This is a genomic window from Streptomyces jumonjinensis (assembly GCF_009600885.1).
Classification (GTDB): domain Bacteria; phylum Actinomycetota; class Actinomycetes; order Streptomycetales; family Streptomycetaceae; genus Streptomyces; species Streptomyces jumonjinensis.
This window is the reverse complement of sequence record NZ_VCLA01000192.1, coordinates 169,411-188,898: the sequence shown is the minus strand read 5'-3', so window position 1 is coordinate 188,898 and position 19,488 is coordinate 169,411. Positions and strand designations below refer to the sequence as shown.

At 70.4% G+C, this 19,488-nt stretch carries 20 protein-coding genes; 5 read left to right on the top strand and 15 right to left on the bottom strand.

The window, feature by feature from the left end; all coding sequences use genetic code 11:
• Positions 1–100: 100 nt before the first annotated feature.
• From FF041_RS31530 to FF041_RS31520, 4 genes are all read right to left on the bottom strand, one after another.
• The gene (locus FF041_RS31530; RefSeq protein ID WP_153525915.1) at positions 101–1,189 is read right to left on the bottom strand and encodes a YlbL family protein; all 1,089 of its coding nucleotides are present in this window, start codon (positions 1,187–1,189) and stop codon (positions 101–103) included.
• Between the two features lie 117 nt (positions 1,190–1,306).
• Positions 1,307–1,480 carry a hypothetical protein gene (locus FF041_RS38290; RefSeq protein WP_194292252.1) on the bottom strand — a complete coding sequence of 58 codons (174 nt, stop codon included), beginning with the start codon at positions 1,478–1,480 and terminating at the stop codon, positions 1,307–1,309.
• 292 nt (positions 1,481–1,772) lie between these two features.
• Positions 1,773–2,231: a molybdenum cofactor biosynthesis protein MoaE gene (locus tag FF041_RS31525; protein ID WP_153525914.1), complete on the bottom strand. Its 459-nt coding sequence runs from the start codon at positions 2,229–2,231 to the stop codon at positions 1,773–1,775.
• Between the two features lie 132 nt (positions 2,232–2,363).
• Positions 2,364–3,491 carry an SDR family oxidoreductase gene (locus FF041_RS31520; protein WP_323393258.1) on the bottom strand — a complete coding sequence of 376 codons (1,128 nt, stop codon included), beginning with the start codon at positions 3,489–3,491 and terminating at the stop codon, positions 2,364–2,366.
• Between the two features lie 191 nt (positions 3,492–3,682).
• On the opposite strand from FF041_RS31520, the gene FF041_RS31515 reads away from it, so the two are divergent.
• Positions 3,683–5,164, top strand: coding sequence for a zinc-dependent metalloprotease (locus FF041_RS31515; RefSeq protein WP_323393257.1), 1,482 nt, complete (start codon positions 3,683–3,685; stop codon positions 5,162–5,164).
• On the top strand, positions 5,161–5,688 hold the full coding sequence (locus FF041_RS31510) for an NUDIX hydrolase (RefSeq protein WP_323393255.1): 528 nt from the start codon (positions 5,161–5,163) through the stop codon (positions 5,686–5,688). The genes FF041_RS31515 and FF041_RS31510 overlap by 4 nt, the downstream gene beginning before the upstream one ends.
• Before the next feature lie 97 nt (positions 5,689–5,785).
• Here the strand turns inward: FF041_RS31510 and FF041_RS31505 are convergent, their stop codons facing one another.
• From FF041_RS31505 to FF041_RS31490, 4 genes are all read right to left on the bottom strand, one after another.
• Positions 5,786–6,526: an AIM24 family protein gene (locus FF041_RS31505; protein ID WP_153525912.1), complete on the bottom strand. Its 741-nt coding sequence runs from the start codon at positions 6,524–6,526 to the stop codon at positions 5,786–5,788.
• 18 nt (positions 6,527–6,544) lie between these two features.
• Entirely contained in the window at positions 6,545–7,225 is a 681-nt protein-coding gene (locus tag FF041_RS31500; RefSeq protein ID WP_153525911.1) for an AIM24 family protein, read from the bottom strand.
• A gap of 13 nt (positions 7,226–7,238) precedes the next feature.
• The gene (locus FF041_RS31495; RefSeq protein WP_153525910.1) at positions 7,239–8,855 is read right to left on the bottom strand and encodes a TerD family protein; all 1,617 of its coding nucleotides are present in this window, start codon (positions 8,853–8,855) and stop codon (positions 7,239–7,241) included.
• A 151-nt stretch (positions 8,856–9,006) separates the two neighbouring features.
• Positions 9,007–9,594, bottom strand: coding sequence for a M48 metallopeptidase family protein (locus FF041_RS31490; protein ID WP_323371306.1), 588 nt, complete (start codon positions 9,592–9,594; stop codon positions 9,007–9,009).
• A 200-nt stretch (positions 9,595–9,794) separates the two neighbouring features.
• Here FF041_RS31490 and FF041_RS31485 point away from each other — a divergent pair, with 200 nt between their 5' ends.
• Positions 9,795–11,045, top strand: a complete 1,251-nt coding sequence (locus tag FF041_RS31485; protein ID WP_153525909.1) for a TOMM precursor leader peptide-binding protein — start codon at positions 9,795–9,797, stop codon at positions 11,043–11,045.
• Positions 11,046–11,111: 66 nt separating this feature from the next.
• Positions 11,112–12,503, top strand: coding sequence for an ABC1 kinase family protein (locus FF041_RS31480; RefSeq protein WP_153525908.1), 1,392 nt, complete (start codon positions 11,112–11,114; stop codon positions 12,501–12,503).
• A 48-nt stretch (positions 12,504–12,551) separates the two neighbouring features.
• Here the strand turns inward: FF041_RS31480 and FF041_RS31475 are convergent, their stop codons facing one another.
• The 5 genes from FF041_RS31475 to FF041_RS31455 form a co-directional block, all read right to left on the bottom strand.
• Complete coding sequence (locus tag FF041_RS31475; RefSeq protein WP_153482017.1) at positions 12,552–12,752, bottom strand: hypothetical protein; 201 nt, start codon at positions 12,750–12,752, stop codon at positions 12,552–12,554.
• Between the two features lie 93 nt (positions 12,753–12,845).
• Positions 12,846–13,169: a hypothetical protein gene (locus FF041_RS31470; protein WP_153482015.1), complete on the bottom strand. Its 324-nt coding sequence runs from the start codon at positions 13,167–13,169 to the stop codon at positions 12,846–12,848.
• Positions 13,166–13,543, bottom strand: coding sequence for a WhiB family transcriptional regulator (locus FF041_RS31465; RefSeq protein ID WP_323371305.1), 378 nt, complete (start codon positions 13,541–13,543; stop codon positions 13,166–13,168). The genes FF041_RS31470 and FF041_RS31465 overlap by 4 nt, the downstream gene beginning before the upstream one ends.
• 193 nt (positions 13,544–13,736) lie before the next feature.
• Positions 13,737–14,066, bottom strand: coding sequence for a hypothetical protein (locus tag FF041_RS31460; RefSeq protein ID WP_323371304.1), 330 nt, complete (start codon positions 14,064–14,066; stop codon positions 13,737–13,739).
• A 163-nt stretch (positions 14,067–14,229) separates the two neighbouring features.
• Positions 14,230–16,413 carry an ATP-dependent DNA helicase UvrD2 gene (locus tag FF041_RS31455; protein WP_323393253.1) on the bottom strand — a complete coding sequence of 728 codons (2,184 nt, stop codon included), beginning with the start codon at positions 16,411–16,413 and terminating at the stop codon, positions 14,230–14,232.
• A gap of 280 nt (positions 16,414–16,693) precedes the next feature.
• Between FF041_RS31455 and FF041_RS31450 the strand changes: the two genes are divergently transcribed.
• Positions 16,694–16,948 carry a mycoredoxin gene (locus tag FF041_RS31450; protein ID WP_153482014.1) on the top strand — a complete coding sequence of 85 codons (255 nt, stop codon included), beginning with the start codon at positions 16,694–16,696 and terminating at the stop codon, positions 16,946–16,948.
• A gap of 74 nt (positions 16,949–17,022) precedes the next feature.
• On the opposite strand, the gene nudC is transcribed toward FF041_RS31450, so the two are convergent.
• On the bottom strand, positions 17,023–17,991 hold the full coding sequence (nudC, locus tag FF041_RS31445) for an NAD(+) diphosphatase (RefSeq protein WP_323371302.1): 969 nt from the start codon (positions 17,989–17,991) through the stop codon (positions 17,023–17,025).
• An 87-nt stretch (positions 17,992–18,078) separates the two neighbouring features.
• Positions 18,079–19,479 carry a dipeptidase gene (locus FF041_RS31440; RefSeq protein WP_153525907.1) on the bottom strand — a complete coding sequence of 467 codons (1,401 nt, stop codon included), beginning with the start codon at positions 19,477–19,479 and terminating at the stop codon, positions 18,079–18,081.
• Positions 19,480–19,488 lie beyond the last annotated feature (9 nt).

The window sequence follows — 19,488 nt, the reverse complement described above, 5'->3', positions numbered from 1 at the left end:
GGCGGCCCTGCATCCCGGATCGCAGTCCTCGGCTGAGGCTCGGGCCGACCGCTCGGGCCGACCGCTCAGCTCGGGCTAGGGCTTGGGCTCGGGCTTGGGCTCAGCTCGACGAGCAGCTCGGGAGCCCGGCCGTGTCCCCCGAGTCGATCTTCTTGAGCGATGCGGTCGCGTCGGCGATGGTGTCCACCTTCACCAGGGTCAGCCCCTCGGGGATGTCCGACGCCGCCGCCGCGCAGTTGTCGCTCGGGGTCAGAAAGTACTCCGCGCCCGCCTCGCGCGCCCCCACGAGCTTCATCTCGATACCGCCGATCGGACCGACCTTCCCCGCGTCGTCGATCGTGCCGGTGCCCGCCACGAACGCGCCGCCGGTCAGATCGCCCGGAGTGAGTTTGTCCACAATGCCCAGCGCGAACATCAGGCCGGCGCTCGGGCCTCCCACATCGGCGAGATTGATGTCGATGGTGAACGGGAAGGCGTGGTCGGTCCCGGCCTCGATGCCGACGATCGCCTTCTTGCCGTCGGCGGAGCGGGCGGTGGTGACGGTCACCTTCTCGGTGGCGGTGGGCTCCCGGTCCGCCTTCTCCGCGGCCACGGCCTCCTTCGCCGGAACGATGGTGAAGACGACGTCCTCGCCGGGCTTGTGCCGGGTGACCAGCTCGACCACGTCCCCGGGCTCCTTCACCGGCTCCCCGTCCACGGCCCGGATCACATCACCGGCGTGCAGCCGGTCCTCGGCCGGACTGTCCTTGAGGACGGCGGAGACGACGACCTGGGACCGCACGGGGATCTTCAGCTGCTTCAGCGCGGCCACTTTCGCGCTTTCCTGCGACTGGGTGAACTCCTCGGCGTTCTCCTGTGTCGACTCCTCCTCGGTCTTCCCGTCCGGGTAGAGAGTGTCGTGCGGCACGACCACATTGTCGTGCGCCAGCCAGCCGTAGACGGTCTCGACGAGGTTCATCCGGTACTCCGCGCCGGTGACCCGGACCGTTGTCATATTGAGATGACCGGTGGTCGGGTAGGTCTTGCGTCCGGAGATCTCCAGAACCGGCTCGTTCCGGGCCTTGCCGAGAGTGTTGAACGTGGGCCCGGGAGACATCTCGGAGTAGGGAACGGGGATCAGTACCCCGGCACAGAGCAGCGCGATGAAAATCAGGGTGGAGGCGAGCATCGTCGCGGTGCGGCGTGGCATGGAACGACAGTACGGGACGGAGCTGTCAACGCACTGTCCGGGCCGGACCGTACGGGGACCGCTCGGCCGCCGCGCGGGAGGGCCGGCCGACGGCATCAGATCACGTCGGCGGGGCCGCTACTCGGTGGGGCTGTTACCGGAACCGGTCTTCTCCATCGCGTCGCGAAACCGCGCGTATCCGGCCAGCTCGGCCACATCCCCGGTCGTCCGGTTCCGTGCGGCCCAGCCGCCCCATATCGCAGCACCGACAACGGCGAAAAGCGGAATCAACAACCAGGCGAGCGCTGCCATCGCGACCTCCCTACCCCATGAGCGAACGCAACTGAGTGATCAGCAGATTAGCCATCTGCCAGTTCAACGCTCACGGCAGGGGGGCGGTTACGCAAATCGGGCGCTTGGCTCCCATACGGGTTTCAGCCACCCCCCATCCCCCGAACGACGGTGCGAGCCGGTACCCGACCACCACCCCCCAACGAGGCGCTACGCGCCCACCCGCCCACCCGTCGCCCGACCACCGCCCCCCAACGAGGCACTACGCGCCACCCACCCCTCTGTCACCCGACCACCGCCCCCCAACGAGGCGCTACGCGCCCACCCACTCCTCTGTTCCGTCGGCGAAGGTCTGGTGCTTCCAGATCGGGACCTCGCGCTTGAGGTCGTCGATCAGCTGCCGGCAGGCGTCGAAGGCCTCACCCCGATGGGCGCACGCCACCGCTGCCACGACCGCCAGGTCCCCCACCCTCAGATCCCCCACTCGGTGGACGGCCGCCAGCGCCCGCACCGGGAACTTCGCGGCGACGCCTTCGGCTATTCGGCGCATCTCCGCCTCCGCGGTCGGATGACAGGAGTAACCGAGGGACGCCACATCGACGCCGCCGTCGTGATCGCGCACGGTGCCGACGAAGAGCGCGGTGCCGCCCGCGGCGTCGTCGCCCACGGCCGCGAGGATCTCGTCGACGGAGAGCGGAGCGTCACGGACGGCGAGCAGACGGATCGGATCCTGAGCCGTCTGCTCACCCGGATGGTCGTATCGGTTGCCCATGACCCCATCGTGCCGTATGCCACTGACAGTGGGCAGAGGGCCTCGTACGCCCAGTACGGCTCGTACGCCTCGCACGTCAGGTCCCCCAGCGCTCCCGGGTCCCGGGGCCCCGGGAGACCCGACCGGCCGGGGCTACAGCCGTCGGCGTGCCTTGCGGGCCCGGCGTACCAGCGCGGCCGTGCCGAGCAGGGCGACCGTGGCGCCCGCCGCGCCCGCCGCGGTGGCGTCCTTGCGGCCCAGCCGGCGGCCCGCGACGGTATGGCGGCCCTCCACCTCTTCGAGCAGCGCGGCGAGCACCCCCTCGTTCGTCCAGCGCGGTCGCCAGCCCGCGTCATGGAGACGGCTGACGCTCACCACCCAGGGATGCATGGTGTAGGCGAGATCCCCGGCCGGAGACGGGGTGAGACCGATGCGATGGAGCCTGGCGGCGGCCCCCAGGGCCACGGCGGAGGGCAGCTCCATCCGTCTGATGCCGCTGAGCTCCTCGATCTCCTCCTGCTCCAGCCAGCCGTCGCAGCCCACGGCGAGCTCGCCCTCGACCTTCTCCAGGGCCGCGTACTCCAGAGCGCTCACCAGGTCGTCGACATGGCAGAACTGCCAGGTCGGACGCGATCCGGCGACCACCAGAAGCCGTGGTGACTCGAAGTAGCGGGTGAGCGCGGTGTCAGTGCCGCCCACCAGGATGGCGGGCCTTACCACCGTCACATTGAGCCCCGGGTGGGCGCGCGGGGCCCGGCGGCCGAGACGCTCGATCTCCAGCAGATCACCGACACCGGTGGCCTCGGCTGTGGCGCGCAGCTCGGCGTCCTCCGAGAGCGGGATGTCGTTCTCGGGCAGCGCCCCGTAGACCATGGCGGAGGTGCACAGAACCACCCGGCGCACACCGGCTGCCGCCGCCGCGGTGAGTACGGTCTGCGTCCCCCGTACGTTGTACGCGGTACGGGCCGCGTCGTCGCTCTCCAGGTCGAGATCGAGCGCCAGATGCACCACCACATCGACTCCGCGCAGTTTCTCGGCGATCGCCGGGTCGCGGACGTCGAGAATGTGCCACTGCGCCTCGGAGACCTCGCCCCGGCGCTCGTCGATCGCGATCACCTGCTTGACCTCGTCGGACGCGGCCAGCCGCCGGGCGAGCAGCTCGCCGGTGCCGGTGGCGGCGCCCGTGACCGCGACCACGGGGCCGCGTCCTTGCGGCCCGTCGCCGGACGACGGGGTTGAGCGGTTTCGCGCTCCGCGAACCTGCGGATCTGGGGAACTCACCAGGCGTCTCCAGCGGTTGTCTTCAGTACGTGAGCGCATGACGCGTACGTACCAGGTGGCGTCCATCCTGCCCCAGGCCACGAGTCGGCGGAGCACCGAGCCCGGATGCGGGCCGGGGTGTCTACGCTGGGAGTGTTGTCGGGCATTCGCCGTCGGTCAGAAGCCGGCGGCCCTACGAGCCGAGGAAACCCGTGAGTGACACCCCATTCGGATTCGGCCTTCCGCCGGAGGAGCCGGAGAACGGCGACGAGGGCAAGAAGAAGGATCCCGCCGGCGGTGGCCACGGCGCCGGCGGTCCCTCCCCGGCGAATCCCTTCGGATTCGGCCTCGGGGACGGCGGCGCGGACAATCCCTTCGCCGCCATGTTCGGTTCGCTGAACCCCAATGACCTGGGCGCCGCCTTCCAGCAGCTGGGCCAGATGCTGAGCTATGAGGGCGGCCCGGTGAACTGGGACATGGCCAAGCAGATCGCCCGCCAGACGGTCTCGCAGGGCACCGCGGACGGCACCAAGGACGAGAGCGTGGGCCCCGCCGAGCGCACCGCGGTCGAGGAGGCCCTGCGGCTGGCGGACCTCTGGCTGGACGGGGTGACCTCGCTGCCGTCCGGCGCGACCACCGCGGTGGCCTGGAGCCGTGCGGAGTGGGTCGAGGAGACCCTGCCCGCGTGGCGGCAGCTCGCGGACCCGGTCGCCGAGCGGGTCGGCATCGCCATGGGCAGTGTGCTGCCCGAGGAGATGCAGGCCATGGCCGGCCCGCTGATCGGCATGATGCGCTCCATGGGCGGGGCGATGTTCGGCCAGCAGATCGGCCAGGCCGTGGGAGTGCTGGCGGGCGAGGTGGTCGGCTCGACCGACATCGGCCTGCCGCTCGGTCCCGCGGGCAAGGCCGCGCTCCTTCCGTTGAACATCGAGGCGCTGGGCAAGGACCTCGGTGTGCCGAAGGAGGAGGTCCGGCTCTATCTGGCCCTGCGCGAGTCGGCCCATCAGCGGCTCTTCGCCCATGTGCCGTGGCTGCGCTCGCATCTCTTCGGCGCGGTCGAGGGCTATGCCCGGGGGATCAAGGTCGACACGACCAAGCTGGAGGACGTGGTCGGACAGTTCGACCCGTCGCACCCCGAGCAGCTCCAGGAAGCTCTTCAGCAGGGCATGTTCCAGCCGGAGGACACTCCGCAGCAGAAGGCGGCGCTGGCCCGGCTGGAGACGGCGCTCGCGCTGGTCGAGGGCTGGGTGGACGCGGTGGTCCATGAGGCCGCCTCGACCCGGCTGACCTCGGCCGGGGCCCTGCGGGAGACCCTGCGCAGGCGGCGGGCGTCCGGCGGTCCCGCCGAGCAGACCTTCGCGACGCTGATCGGTCTCCAGCTGCGCCCGCGCAGGCTGCGGGACGCGTCCCGGCTCTGGGCCTCGCTCACCGACGCGCGCGGTGTGGACGGACGCGACGCGCTCTGGGAGCACCCGGACATGCTGCCGACGGCCACCGATCTGGACGACCCGGACGGCTTCGTCCACCGTGAGCACCTCGATTTCTCGGAGCTGGACAAGATGCTCGGCGAGGCCGCGTCCAAGGGCGCTGGCGCGGGCTCCGAGGGCGAGGCCCCGGGGAACGACGACGGCGAGGGCAAGGGTGCCGTGGACGGCAAGGACGGCGAGGACGGCAAGGACGGCGCCGGCCGGTGAGCCTGCACGATGACGCCGTTCTGGTGCTGAAGGACTGCGAGACGGACCAGGAGGAGCTGCGGCAGCTGTATCTGGATCATCTCCTCGACCATGCCGACGGCATGTGGAAGTCCTGTACGGCCGGGCATGTCACGGCCAGCGCTCTGGTGATCGACCCGGAGCGCGGACGGGTGCTGCTGACCCTGCACCGAAAGCTCGGCATGTGGCTTCAGATGGGCGGCCACTGCGAGCCGGGCGATACGACGCTCTCCGGTGCCGCGCTGCGCGAGGCCACTGAGGAATCGGGCATCCAGGGCCTGACGCTGCTGGGGGCCGGCCGCCCGGTGCGGCTGGACCGGCATCCGATCCCGGCTCCGTGCCATTGGCATCTGGATGTGCAGTACGCGGCGCTGGCTCCGGCCGGGGCGGTGGCGGAGATCAGCGACGAGTCGCTGGATCTGCGCTGGTTCGCGTATGACGAGGTGCCGGAGGTCGCCGACACCTCGGTCGTACGGCTGCTGGAGCGCACCCGCGCGGTGCTGTAGGCGCCTACAGCACCGGCAGCAGTGACAAGTACTGACAAGCGGTAAGGGGCGGCCTCCCTGGAGGTCGCCCCTTACCGCTTGTATCCCGTCCAGGGAGTCAGGACCAGACGTTGTTCCGGTTCTGACCACCGTTCCCGTACTGTCCGCGCAGCCCCTCGCCGATCTGTGCGTTCTGCGGCGGCATGACCTCGCTGGGCTGTACGAGGGCGAAGCCCCGCCCGAGGAAGTTGAGCTCCCAGCCCTCCCCGGTGTTGCCGCGCCGTCGCAGAATGTTCGAGGAATGGGTCTGGGCCTGCATCTGGACCCGCAGCGGGGTGGACCAGGCGATGATCGCGTCGGCGTCGACATTGACGTAGGTGTCGGGGGTGACCGACATCATCAGCGGCATCCCCGAGGTCATCAGCGCGATCTTGCCCTGGCCGACGACATTGAGCTGGTACTTCCCGGATCCGGAGATCCCGTACTGGCTGTCCACCGCGATGACCTCGGTGTGCAGCGACGAGTCCAGCGCGAGGACGTAGTCGCTGTCGACGGTCAGACCGTCCCGGTCGACGTCCACGACATGCACGTACTGCGCGAGATTGGCGAGGTAGACGGTGCCCTGGCCGGAGCAGCGCATCAGCTCCAGGCCCTCGCCGGTGGCGGCCCGGTCGCGCCGGCGGCCGGACGACTCGTACTCACCGTCGAAGTCGACCAGCCCCTGATAGGCGACCATCGCCCCCTTACGGGCGAGCACATCGTCATGGCCGGTGAGCGCGACCCTGAGGAGCTGCGGGTTCTGCACGGCATAGCGTTCATGCGACTGTAGTTCCACATGCTGGAAAAGCGGGCTCTGCATGGTGTGTTCTCGCTCCCCTCAGCCCCGGATCCGCAGACGGTCGGTGCTGTCCTCGCTCGGCTGTACGACGACGATGCCCTGGCCCGAGAAGGCCATCTGATACGCCTCCCCGCTGCCCCGCCCGATGAGCGAGGAGGCCTTGAAGCTGCGTTTGCCCTTGACCTTGAGCTTCGGCGACCAGGCGACCAGGGCGTCCGGGTCGACGTAGGTCTCGTCCTCGCCCTTGCCGCAGTCCACGACGACCGGGGTGCCGCGTGAGGTCAGCGCGACCCAGCCGGTGCCGGAGATCTCCACGTTCCACAGGCCCTGGCCCGCCAGTTTGGCGAGCCCCTTGACCCTTTCGACGCCCCACTGGAGATGGGCGTCGAAGGCGAGGACATTGGTGCCGTTGACCGAGATGGCGTCGTCGTCGAGATGGATGACGACCACGTCGGCGCCGTAGTCCGCGAGATAGAGCAGTCCGTCGCCGGAGCACTTCATGACGGGGGAGCCCTCGCCGCTCACCCACTGGGCCGCGGCCTGGCGGGCGGCGGGCGGGTTCGGCTCGTACTGGATGAAGCCCTCGTAGGACACGATCGAGCCGGTCCGGGCGAACAGGTCCTGGCCGGTGGCCATGGCGACCTTCAGCATGGTGCGGCCATGGTTCTCCATCCGGGCCACGACCGGGGTCGGGGCGTAGCCCGCGAGCTGCTGATTCATTATCCGGGCTCCCTCAGACCTCGTACGGCTGAACGACGATGAAGTTGCCGGGTGCGCCCCGGAACTGGAGGTTGACCGTCTCCCCGCTGTGCCCGGGGTAGGCGTTGCGGCGCAGCCGGACCTGGCTGGAGAGGATCACCTGGGACGCGGACGACCAGGCGACGACGGCGTTGGCGTCGGCGAAGGTGGTGGGTGTGACCGGCAGGACGACCGGAGTGCCCCGGGTCTTGACGACGACGGTGCCGGTGCCGGTGAGCTGTATGGTGAACAGCGCGCCGCCGGGGATGCCATGGCCTTCGATACGGCGGATCTCGTACTGGAGCGTCTCGTCGAACGCGAGGACGTTCTCCGCGGAGACACAGATGCCGTCGCCCTGGAGTTCGATGGGGTGCAGCTGGGCGGCGTCCTCCGCGAGGAAGACCTGGCCACGGCCGGAGCAGCGCATCAGCTGCATCTCCTGGCCGGTGGCGTCGCCGAGCTTCCGGCCGACGTAGCCGGCGCTCTTGTGGCTGAAGTCGACTCTGCCCTGGTACATCACCATGCTGCCCTGGCGGGCGAGGACCGCGGAGCCGCCTATGCCGAGTTCGACCCGCATGAGCTGCTGATTCTGCGGGGTCCAGCGCTGGCCCGTGGGGGTCTCGCGATAGGGCTGGAGGGCGGCCTGAAGCCCCGCGCCGGCCGCGGGGACGCCCTGGGGCTGTCCGTACGGTGCGGAGGGCTGCGCTCCGAACGGTGCGGGCGGGGCTAGCGGCATGGTCTGGCCCGGTGCCTGTCCGAACTGCGGAGGCTGCGGCGGCAGGCCGTCCCCGGGAGGAGGCGGCGGCACCGCGCCGCCGGGCGGGAACACCGGCGCGGCGATGGTGTGCGCCGTATGGATCTGCGGGTTCCGCTGCGGCGGCGGGTAGGCGGATGGGGGTGTCTGCGGGGGTGCAGGGGGCGAGGCGGCGGGGGTGCCGAACGAAGGCGCGGGTTGAGGTGCGTGAGGTATCTGGGGTGTCTGGGAAGCCTGGGGCGGGACGCCGAAGGCCGGAGGCACCGCGGCCTGGGCGGGCGGCGCGAACGCCGGTGCGGCTCCCATCGGCTGCTGGGCCGCCTGCTGTTCTTCGGCGACCTCGCCGCCGAAGTTCTTCAGCAGCGCTTCGAGTCCGCCGTCGAAACCCTGGCCGATGGCTGCGAAGCGCCACACGTCCTTCAGATAGAAGTCGCCGAGCATCACCGCGCGTTCGGTGGTGAACTCCGAGCCGGTGAAGGGATAGCGGGCGACCTCCTCGCCCCCCGCGACGATACGGATGTACCCCGGGCCGATCTGCGACATCTGTCCCGCGCCGTCGATGGCCGCGGTGAACGAGAGCCGGTGGACATGCGCCGGCAGACGGTCGAGGGTGACCCGGAACGACTCGGTGTCACCGGCCTGTGCGCCAAGGAGCTGAAGGGACTCCTCCGGTGACTTCGGCTGATTGAAGAAGACGAAGTACCGGTCGTCCGAAAGCCGCTCATCGGCGTCGAGACCGAAGCAGCTGATGTCGAAGGTCAGCCCCGGGGACGCGATCTGGACGCCTACGTACAGATCCGTTCCCGCGGTGAGATCGCTGATCCTGGCCTTGTGGCCACGTTGGAATTCCCTGGCCATGCGTACGTCCGTCCCCCATCCCAGAACATGAATACGTCGCGCCAGGCTAACCGTTGACCACTACATTGAGCCAAGCCCTCAACAGCCGCTGGGACACATTTGATACACGGCGATCAATAAGAGCGGCGCGGACGCACACGACCGATCCGATTCATTCACTGTCCGTGCCGGGCAGGTGCCGCAGCCGGTCCGCGGCGACGACCCCCTCCAGATAACCCCGGGCCCGCTCGGTACGGGGGTATGCCTCCAGCAGCCGCCAGAAACCCGGTCCGTGGCCGGGCACGAGGAGATGCGCCAGCTCGTGGACGAGTACATAGTCGACGACGTACTCGGGCATGCCTTGAAGCCGGTGCGAGAGCCGGATGCTTCCCTCTGCGGGGGTGCAGGAGCCCCAGCGGGTGTTCTGGTTGGTCACCCATCGCACGGACGCCGGCCGCGCCCGGCCCTCGAAATACTGGGCGGACAACCGCTCGGCGCGCTCGGTCAGTTCACCGTCGCCGAGGTTCCGTCTGCTCTCCTGCGCGGCGAGTTTGTCGAGCATCACGCCCACCCAGCGCTGCTCCTCCGCCTCGGACATCCGGGCCGGGATCAGGACGATGGTGCGGTCTCCCTCCCGATAGGCGGAGACCGTTCTGCGGCGGCGCGCGCTTCTGCGGACCTCGACCGCGCTGGTCCGGGATCTGCGGGAGGGGTGGGGCGGATGCTCCCCGGAAACGCTGGGGGAAGGCTCGACGGACACGCCCCGACGTTACCCGCTGACCGTACGGGAAGTCCCGCGTCCGGAACGGTTCGGGCGTGATCCGCCCGATGACTGCACCATTTGAACGACTAATGCTCTGACCCTGTGGACAACTTTTCACAGAGCTCGGCCCGGCCGTGCATTCTGGCAGCGGATCGACGGGGAGATCCTCTGTACTCCTACAAACGGGGGAAGCGGATATGCATCCGATGCTGAAACCTGCCCTGCGGCGGGCATGGCGAGAACGGCAGAGCATCCAGTTCGGAGTGACGCCCGCCCACGCGGTGACGCTCGGCCCGGTGGACACGGCGACCGGGGCCCTGCTCGAACTGCTCGACGGGACACGGGGACTGCCGCTGCTGCGCGAGGAGGCCCGGGCGATAGGGCTGCCCGAGGGGCACTCGGACGCCTTGGTGCAGCGGCTGACGGCGGCGGGCCTGCTGGACGATCCCACGGCGGGCGGACCGGCCGCCGAGGCGCTGCGCGCCAGGGCCGGAGCCGTCGACCGGCTGCGGCCCGATCTGGCGGCGCTCTCGGTGGTCCACCCGGAGCCCGGCGCGGGGATGCGGCGGCTGGCCGCCCGGCGGGCCGTACGGATCCAGATCCGGGGCGCCGGCAGGGTCGGTGCGGCGGTGGCGGCGCTGCTGTCCGCTTCGGGGGTGGGGCGTATCGAGGTACTGGACGGTGGCCGCGTCGAGCCCGGCGATGTATCGCCCGGCGGGCTGGCGCCCGAGGCGGTCGGTGAGCGGCGGGAGGCGGCGGCCCGTCGGCGGGTGCGTGAGGTCGCGCCGATTCCGCCCCAGCGCTCGACCGGTGCCATGGCGGGGCGTGCCGCAGGAGGGGCAGTCACCGGAAAGGGTGTCGCCGGGGGCGGCGCCATGGCCCGGGAGGGTGGACCGGGAGCGGCGGCGCGGGCCGGCGGTGAGCCGCCCGGCTCCGGGGAGGGCGGGCTCTCCCTGATCATTGTCTGTCCGCGCGACGGGCTGATGGCCTACGCCCCCGATCCGGCGCCCGCCTCGGACTGGATCGCCACCGGAACGCCCCATCTCTACGCGGGAGTCATCGAGGCGACGGGGATGGTGGGGCCTCTGGTGCTGCCCGGCGGCACAGGGTGCGCGGGATGCCTGGAGCTGGCCCGGACGGAGCGCGATCCGGGATGGCCGCGGCTGCTGGCGCAGTGGCGCTCGGGCGGGCGTCGCGCCCCTGTCCCCGCGGGTGACACCGCGCTGGCCGCGGCGGTCGCGGGAATGGCCGCGGCGCACGCGCTGTCGTTCCTCGACGGCGAGTTGCCCACCAGCGCGGGAGCCCGCTGGGAGACCTCGCTGCCGCTGCTCGACTGGCGCTCGGAGCGGATCGCGCCGCATCCCCGCTGCGTCTGCGGTTCCGCCGGGAAAAGTGAGGTACACGACACCTCGGGCTTGGAGCCCTCGCACGAGACAATGGCCGGGTAACCGGCGTCAACGGAGCACGGGCCGTACGGTACACGCGGCACGGCCGTCTGGGATTTGGAGGGGCTCATGTCTGATCTTCCCCGGAAGGCGATCACCCGGACTGCCAAGTTGGCCGCGCTGCCACTGGGGTTCGCCGGCCGTGCCACGTGGGGGCTCGGCAAAAGGATCGGCGGGAAGTCGGCGGAGATCGTCGCCCGCGAGCTGCAACAGCGCACGGCGGACCAGCTCTTCCGGGTGCTCGGTGAGCTCAAGGGCGGGGCCATGAAATTCGGACAGGCCCTGTCCGTCTTCGAGTCCGCACTGCCGGAAGAGATCGCGGGGCCCTACCGTGCGGCGCTCACCAAGCTCCAGGACGCCGCTCCCCCGATGCCGACCAGCACGGTCCACGCGGTGCTGACGGAGCGCCTGGGCGATGAGTGGCAGGAGCTGTTCCTGAACTTCGAGGACAAGCCGTCGGCAGCCGCGTCCATCGGTCAGGTGCACCGCGCGGTCTGGCACGACGGCCGCGAGGTGGCGGTGAAGGTGCAGTATCCGGGGGCGGGTGAGGCGCTGCTCTCCGATCTGACGCAGCTCAGCCGATTCGCCAAGCTGCTGGGGCCGCTGATCCCGGGAATGGACATCAAGCCGCTGATCACCGAGCTCCGTGACCGGGTCTCCGAGGAGCTGGACTACGACCTTGAGGCACGGTCCCAGCGGGAGCACGCGGCGGAGTTCGCGGACGATCCGGATGTGCGGGTGCCCGATGTGGTGTTCCAGTCGGATCAGGTGCTGGTGACCGAGTGGATGGACGGGATCCCGCTGGCCGAGGTGATCTCGGACGGCACCGAGGAGCAGCGGGACCGGGCCGGTCAGCTGCTGGCGCGGTTCCTCTTCTCGGGACCCGCTCGTACGGGTCTGCTGCACGCGGACCCGCACCCGGGGAACTTCCGGCTGCTGCCCGAGGAGGACGGCGAGGGCTGGCGGCTCGGCGTACTCGACTTCGGGACGGTGGACCGGCTGCCCGGTGGGCTGCCCGATCCCATCGGGGACTGTCTGCGGATGACGCTGGAGGGCCAGGCCGAGGCGGTGTACGGGCTGCTGTGCGAGGAGGGCTTCGTCAAGGACGAGATAGAACTCGATCCCGACGCGGTACTGGACTATCTGCTTCCGATCATCGAACCGGCGGAGGTCGAGGAGTTCACCTTCACCCGGAGCTGGATGCGCACCCAGGCGGCCCGGCTCGCCGACATCCGCTCCCCCGCGTACCAGCTGGGGAAGCAGCTCAATCTGCCACCCTCCTATCTGCTGATACACCGTGTCACGCTGAGCACGATCGGCGTGCTGTGCCAGCTGAACGCGACGGTGCGGCTGCGCGATGAACTGGAGGCATGGGTGCCAGGGTTCCTGGCGGAGTACGAGTACGAGTACGAGGACGCCGAGGAGCCGGAGGCGGACGCGGTGGTCGAGGCCGGAAGCTGAGCCCCGGGCTTCCGGGCCGCCGCCGCGGGGCCGGGGCAGACCTCGCGGTCACCACCAGGCCGAGTCGAGACGGCTCTCGATCGCGCGGAGATTGGCCCGCGCGCAGCCCTCGCAGAAGTAGTGACGGGTGTGGTTCTCCACGGAGCAGATCCAGGTGGGCGGGATCCCCTCCGCGGCCTTGCCGCAGCGGGAACACACGACGTTCTCGGCACCCGGTCGCACCGGGCGGGGAGTCTGCTGCTCATCCACCCGGTGACGATAACCCCCCGGGCGGCCCGGCGGGGGGACAACGCACCGCGGGGGCCGGTCCGTTCGGACCGGCCCCCGCGGGTTCAGCTGCTGTCAGTTCATGACGGCCATGGCGAGCGCACGGCGGGCGCGCATCGAGACACGCTCGGCGCGGCGCTGCATCCGCCGGGCGGAGACCAGGTGTACGGCCCGGCGCTCCGTCTCGGCCTCGCGCATGCGCTCATGCATATGCGCACGGGCTAGAGCTTCTGGGATGAGTTGCATCTCACGGGTCCTGTTCTGACGCGAGGCGTTCGCGCCGATGGTGGTGACGTCTGAGGTGGCGGAGCCGGAGGGCTCGCTCGTGGAAGTGGGCATGGGGGCCTGCTTCTGGGGATCGTGCGTGAGGGGGCGGTCGATGGTCCCGATGACGTTCATGCCGAGACCGGGTTCTTGCGCGGGCGACCACGGGGCCGCTTCCGGGCGACGACCACGCCCTGGACGAAGAGCTCTCCGCCCCAGACACCCCACGGCTCACGCCGCTCCTTGGCACCCGCGAGGCAAGCCTCCATCAGCGGGCAGGTGCGGCAGAGGGACTTGGCGTACTCCACGTCCGCGGGGGACTCGGCGAAGAAGACCTCCGGGTCGTAGGAGCGGCAGGGAACGGGTACGCCGAGGTTCTCGATGGCGTCATCGAGCGCGGTCAGCGCGGTGAGTGGGGTGAGCGGGGTCAAGGTGGGGTCCTCCGTGGGAGCGGGCAAGGGGATCGTCTCGGAATGCGGTACGGACGGGGCGTGCGCTTCGAGTTGCACGGTGGTGTCTTTCCTCGTCTTGTCGGTCCGGCCGGTCGGCCGGTTGGTGGTCCCCCGGGCGGTGCCGGGGGGCTGGTACCGGGTGCTGCTGTCCCGAGGCCCCTTCGCTCTGGCTCCCCTGGTCCAGGGAAAACAGAAGGGCCGCGGATCCCGAGTGGGGTTCCGCGGCCCTGAAGGCGCCAGCCTGATCAGATCAGGCTGGATCACTCCAGGGTTTGAGCCCACGGAAGGCCCACTTGGTGTGGTGGTGGTGCGTCTGCTGCACGGTTCCGGCACTGGCTGCCGCAAAGGCATAGGCTTTCGCCTCCGCCGTCGCTACTGCTGCTTCCAGTGCCTTGGTCGGTCGCTCATTGCCCATGGGGACGGGAAGTCCTGCCAGAGGCAGCAGAGCCGTCTCGGTCCGGAGACCGGACAGACCGGTGGCGCGGAACGACGCCGAGAAGCCGAGCGAGCAGGCGGAGGCGACGATCGAGCGATCGGTCATCGGGATGGGCTTGATGGAGCTGATGTTGTTGCTGATCACTGGACTCGCCTCCTCTCGGCGTCTCGGGACCGGCCGAAGCCGGTCGCTGTATTCGGATAAGTACAACACGATGACAGGGCTTCGGAGAAGCCGCTGTTCGCGTGGTTAAGAACCTATGGGGAGCGTCGGGGCCTGCGCAAACTATTTTTCCGACGAGTTTGTCTCAGTCTTCCGCGGACCCCTCCTCGGCCTCCTGCCCCGGCTCCTGACCTGCGCAGATGGCGAGGACATCGGCTCCGAACCGCTCCAGTTTGCGACCGCCGACACCGGAGATGCCCGACAGCTCGCCCGCGTCGCCCGGGACGCTCTCGGCGATCGCCATCAGGGTCTTGTCGGTGAACACGCAGTAGGCGGGCTGGCCCAGTTCCTTCGCCTGTTCCGAGCGCCACTCGCGCAGCCGCTCGTACAGCGCCTCGTCCATGTCGGACGGGCAGTCCTCACAGCGCATCAGCTTCATCTCGCCCGCGTCGGTCAGCGTCGTGCCGCACACCCGGCAGAGCACCGGGCCACGCCGCTTGCGCCGCCCGCTGCCGCGCTCGGCCCCGCCCGCTCCCGCGGCCCCCCGGGACCCGGGGGCGGCCGAACCCGGGCGCATCCCGTTCAGAAAGCGCGTGGGGCGGCGGGAGGCGCGGCCTCCCGGGGAGCGGGAGAGCGCCCAGGACAGCGAGAGATGGAGCCGGGCGCGGGTGACGCCGACATAGAGCAGCCGCCGCTCCTCCTCCACCTGCTCATCGGTCTTGGCATAGGTGATCGGCATCATGCCCTCGGTGAGCCCGACCAGGAAGACGGCATCCCACTCCAGGCCCTTCGCCGCGTGCAGGGAGGCGAGGGTGACCCCCTGCACGGTGGGGGCGTGCTGGGCGGCGGCCCGCTCGTCCAGCTCGGCCACCAGGTCGGCGAGCGTGGCCTCGGGCTTGACCCGGGCGAAGTCCTCCGCGAGGCGCACCAGCGCGGCCAGGGACTCCCAGCGGTCGCGCACCGCTCCGGACCCAGCGGGCGGCTCGGTGGTCCAGCCCTTGGTGGAGAGCACCGCGCGGACCTGGGAAGGCAGATTCTCCGCGTCGTCGAGCAGAGAGTCATTGCCCCCCGCGCGGGCCGCTCCGCGCAGGGCGACGCCCGCTTCCCGCACTTCCTGGCGTTCGAAGAAGCGCTCCGCGCCGCGCAGCTGATAGGGGACTCCCGCATCGGCGAGGGCCTGCTCGTAGACCTCCGACTGGGCGTTGATCCGGTAGAGCACGGCGATCTCTCCGGCGGGCACGCCCGCGGCGATCAGATCGCGGATCCTGCGGGCGGTGCCCTCGGCCTCCGCCGGTTCGTCCGGGTACTCCGTATAGGAGGGCGCGGGGCCGGGGTCGCGCTGGGAGACCAGTTCGAGGCGGTGCTCGGCAGCCCGGCCGCGGGCCTGGTTGAGCAGTCCGTTGGCGAGGTGGACGACCTCGGGGGTGGAGCGGTAGTCGCGGACCAGTTTGACGACGGTCGCCGAGGGGTGGCGGGTACGGAAGTTCAGCAGATGGTCGGGGGTGGCTCCGGTGAAGGAGTAGATCGTCTGGCTGGCGTCGCCGACGACGCAGAGGCTGTCGCGGTCCCCGAGCCACAGATCGAGCAGGCGCTGCTGGAGCGGGCTCACGTCCTGGTACTCGTCCACGACGAAATGCTGGTACTGGCGGCGGATCTGGTCGGCGATGTCACGGCGGTCCTGGAGGATGCCGACCGTCAGCAGCAGGACGTCCTCGAAGTCAATCACCGCGCGATCGCGCTTGAGCTGCTCGTACATCCCATAGATCTGGCTGATTTCAGCCGGGTCGCGCGGGGCCTCCCGCAGGGATTTGGCGACGGCCGCCGGATAGTCGGCGGGCACGGTCTGGGTGACCTTCGCCCACTCGATCTCGCTGGTGACATCGCGCAGCTCATTGCGGTCGAGCCGGATACGGCAGCGCGCGGCCGACTCCGCGACCAGCTGGATCTTGCGATCCAGCAGCCGGGGCAGATCACCGCCGACGACTTTCGGCCAGAAGTACTGCAGCTGGCGCAGGGCCGCGGAGTGGAAGGTGCGGGCCTGGACGCCGCCCGCGCCGAGCTGCCGCAGCCGCCCGCGCATCTCACCCGCGGCACGGTTGGTGAAAGTGACGGCCAGCACGCTGCCGGGCTGGAGTATGCCCGCGCGGACGCCGTAGGCGATGCGGTGGGTGATCGCCCGTGTCTTGCCCGTGCCAGCGCCCGCCAGCACGCACACCGGACCGTGCAGGGCGGTCGCCACCTCGCGCTGCTCGGGGTCGAGCCCGTCGAGCACCGCGTCGGCCGACTCGGGGACCTGCGGGAAAAGAGAGGAGTGCGTTGCTGCTGTCACACTGCCATGCTGCCAGGTCCACGGAGGCCGGTGCGGCGGTTGTCCACAGCCGGGAGGCTGTAGTCATACCGGTACCGGGCCGTACGGTGATCGGGTGCGGGTCCGCGCCGGATCCGGGTGCGGGCGGGAGAGTACCGGGCGCGGGGAATGGTGGCCGGGACACGTATGTTCTAGCGGTAGCGCACCCGGCGGGCGCGGACGCATGTCCGCGCCCGCCGGGTCGGCGGAGCGCGGACCAGCAGACCACAGGACAGCAGACCAGCAGAGGAGCCGGAAGACGATGTCGGGCACTGTGACGATGTACAGCACCACCTGGTGCGGATACTGCCGTCGGCTGAAGAGCCAGATGGACCGCGAGGGCATCGCGTACACCGAGATCAACATCGAGCAGGACCCCGAGTCCGCCGCGTTCGTGGAGAAGGCCAACGGCGGCAACCAGACCGTGCCGACGCTCCTGGTGATCTCTCCCGCCGGCAGCGAGTCGGTCATGACGAACCCGAGCCTGGCCCAGGTGAAGCAGGCCCTCGCCTCCTGATCACCCCGCCTCATGGCGGGTGCCGCCGGAAGGGCCCGCTCACGCGGGCCCTCGTGGGCGCCCCGGCGGGCCGCTCAGGCCGGGCTTCCCGGTCTGGGGAGCGGTTCGCCGTACCAGAGTTCGATCAGCCGGGCCGCGATCGAGATCCCGAAGGGAGGCAGCACCTCCCCGGACTCGAACGCGGCCCGCAGGTCTTCCCGGGAGAACCAGCGCGCCTCATGGAGCTCCTCGCCGTCCACGGTGATCTCGGACGAGGTGGCCCGCGCGGTGAAGCCGAGCATCAGGCTGGACGGGAAGGGCCAGGGCTGGCTGGCGATGTAGTCGACCTCGCCGATCGTGACCCCCGCCTCCTCCCATGCCTCGCGGCGCACCGACTGCTCGATGGACTCGCCCGGCTCCACAAAGCCCGCGAGCGTCGAGAAGCGGCCCTCGGGCCAGTGCACCTGGCGGCCCAGCAGTACCCGGTCGTCCTCATCGGTGACCAGCATGATCACGGCCGGGTCCGTGCGCGGATAGTGCTCGGCGCCGCAGGCCTGGCAGCGGCGGACATGGCCCGCCGCCGCGATCACCGTGCGCTCGCCGCAGCGTGAGCAGAAGCGGTGCAGCCGCTGCCAGTTCTCCAGCGCGACCGCGTGCACCAGCAGACCGGCGTCCCTCGGCGAGAGCAGCAGCCCGGCCTCCCTGAGCCCGGCCGGGCGGGCCGACTGGTCCATCCGGCCCGGCAGGGTGTCCTTCTGGAGCGCGAAGTAGCGCACCCCGTTCTCGTCGGTGCCCAGGAAGTAGCGGTGGGTCTCGGTGACCGGGGCCTCGAAGGCCGGGGTCATGACCAGTTCGGTCCGCCCGTCGGGGGTGTCGTCGATCAGCGCCTGCCCGCCGCTGACCACGAAGACCCGGGTCGTGGGGTGGCTCCACGCAGCCGCCAGCCATGCCTCGTCCAGGCGGTGATGGGCCTCCCGGTCGATCCCGCTGGGTGCGGTCAGGCTGACGGGCGGTGCGGTGAGGCCGGTGGCGCGCTCCGTGGTGACATGACCGTTGGTGCTCACGTACTTCCAACTCCCCCGGTGAATCGGGTCTCGGTTTCGGCGGATCGGCGAATCGGCGGTGGATCGATGGATCGATGGGTCGGCGGATCAGCCGATGGCCGCGGCGGCGAGGTCCTCCCACAGATGGGCGGCCGTCTCCACGCCCTTGAACAGCAGGTCCACCTCGACCTTCTCGTTGGGGGCGTGCCAGCCGTCGGACGGTACGGAGATGCCGAGGAACAGCACGGGCGTGCCCAGCACATCCTGGAGATCGGCGGCCGGTCCCGAGCCGCCCTCACGGGTGAAGCGGATCTTCGCGCCGTCGAAGGCCCGGCTCATGGAGCGCACCACCGACTGGAGGGCGGGGTGGTCCAGCGGGGTCAGACAGGGGCGGGTGGAGGCCCCGAAGGTGAGGTCGTAGCGGATGCCCGCCGGGACGCGCTCGGCGATCCACTGGTTCACCGCGACCTCGATCGCGTCCGGATCCTGCCCGGCGACCAGGCGGAACGAGAGCTTCAGAACCGCCGACGAAGGAACGATCGTCTTGCCGCCGGGGCCCTGGTAACCGCCGCCGATGCCGTTGACCTCGGCGGTCGGGCGGGCCCAGACCCGCTCCAGGGTGGAGTAGCCGCGCTCCCCGAGCGTGCCGTGCGACTTGGCCGTGCTCAGCCAGGCCGCCTCATCGAACGGCAGCTCGGCGATGAGCGCGCGCTCCGCGTCGCCGAGCGGGGGGATCCCGTCGTAGAAGCCGGGGATCGTGACCCTCTCGTCCTCGTCGTGCAGCCCGGCGACGAGACGGGCCGCGACCGTGGCCGGATTGGGGACCGCACCGCCGAAGGAGCCGGAGTGGATGTCCTGATCGGGGCCGTACAGCTCGATCTCGCAGTCCGCGAGCCCGCGCATTCCGGTGCAGACGGTGGGGGTGTCCTCGGACCACATACCGGTGTCCGAGACGATCACGGCGTCGGCCGCGAGGCGGCCCGCGTTGGCCTCGACCAGATCCCGGAAGTTCGGCGACCCGGACTCCTCCTCGCCCTCGATCAGCAGCTTCAGATTGACGGCGGGCGCGCTGCGCCCGGTGGCGGCCAGATGCGCCCGCACCCCCAGGGTGTGGAAGAAGACCTGCCCCTTGTCGTCGGCCGCGCCACGGGCGTAGAGCCTGCCCCCGACGAACGTCGGCTCGAAGGGGTCGGTGTGCCAGCCGTCCTCGCGGGCGGCGGGCTGCACATCATGGTGCCCGTAGACCAGCACGGTGGGCGCGGCGGGGTCGCCGGACGGCCACTCGGCGAACACGGCGGGCGCGCCGGGCGTGGACCACACCTCGGCGACCGGGAAGCCGGTCTCCCGGAGACTGGCGGCGAGCCAGTCGGCGCTGCGCCGTACATCCTCCTCGTGCTCGGGCTGGGCCGAAACGGAGGGGATGCGGAGCCACTCCGCGAGGTCGTCGAGGAAGGCGGCGCGATGCTGCTGGATGTACGTACGGACGGCGCTGTCCGGGGTGTCGCTCATGTGTCTGAG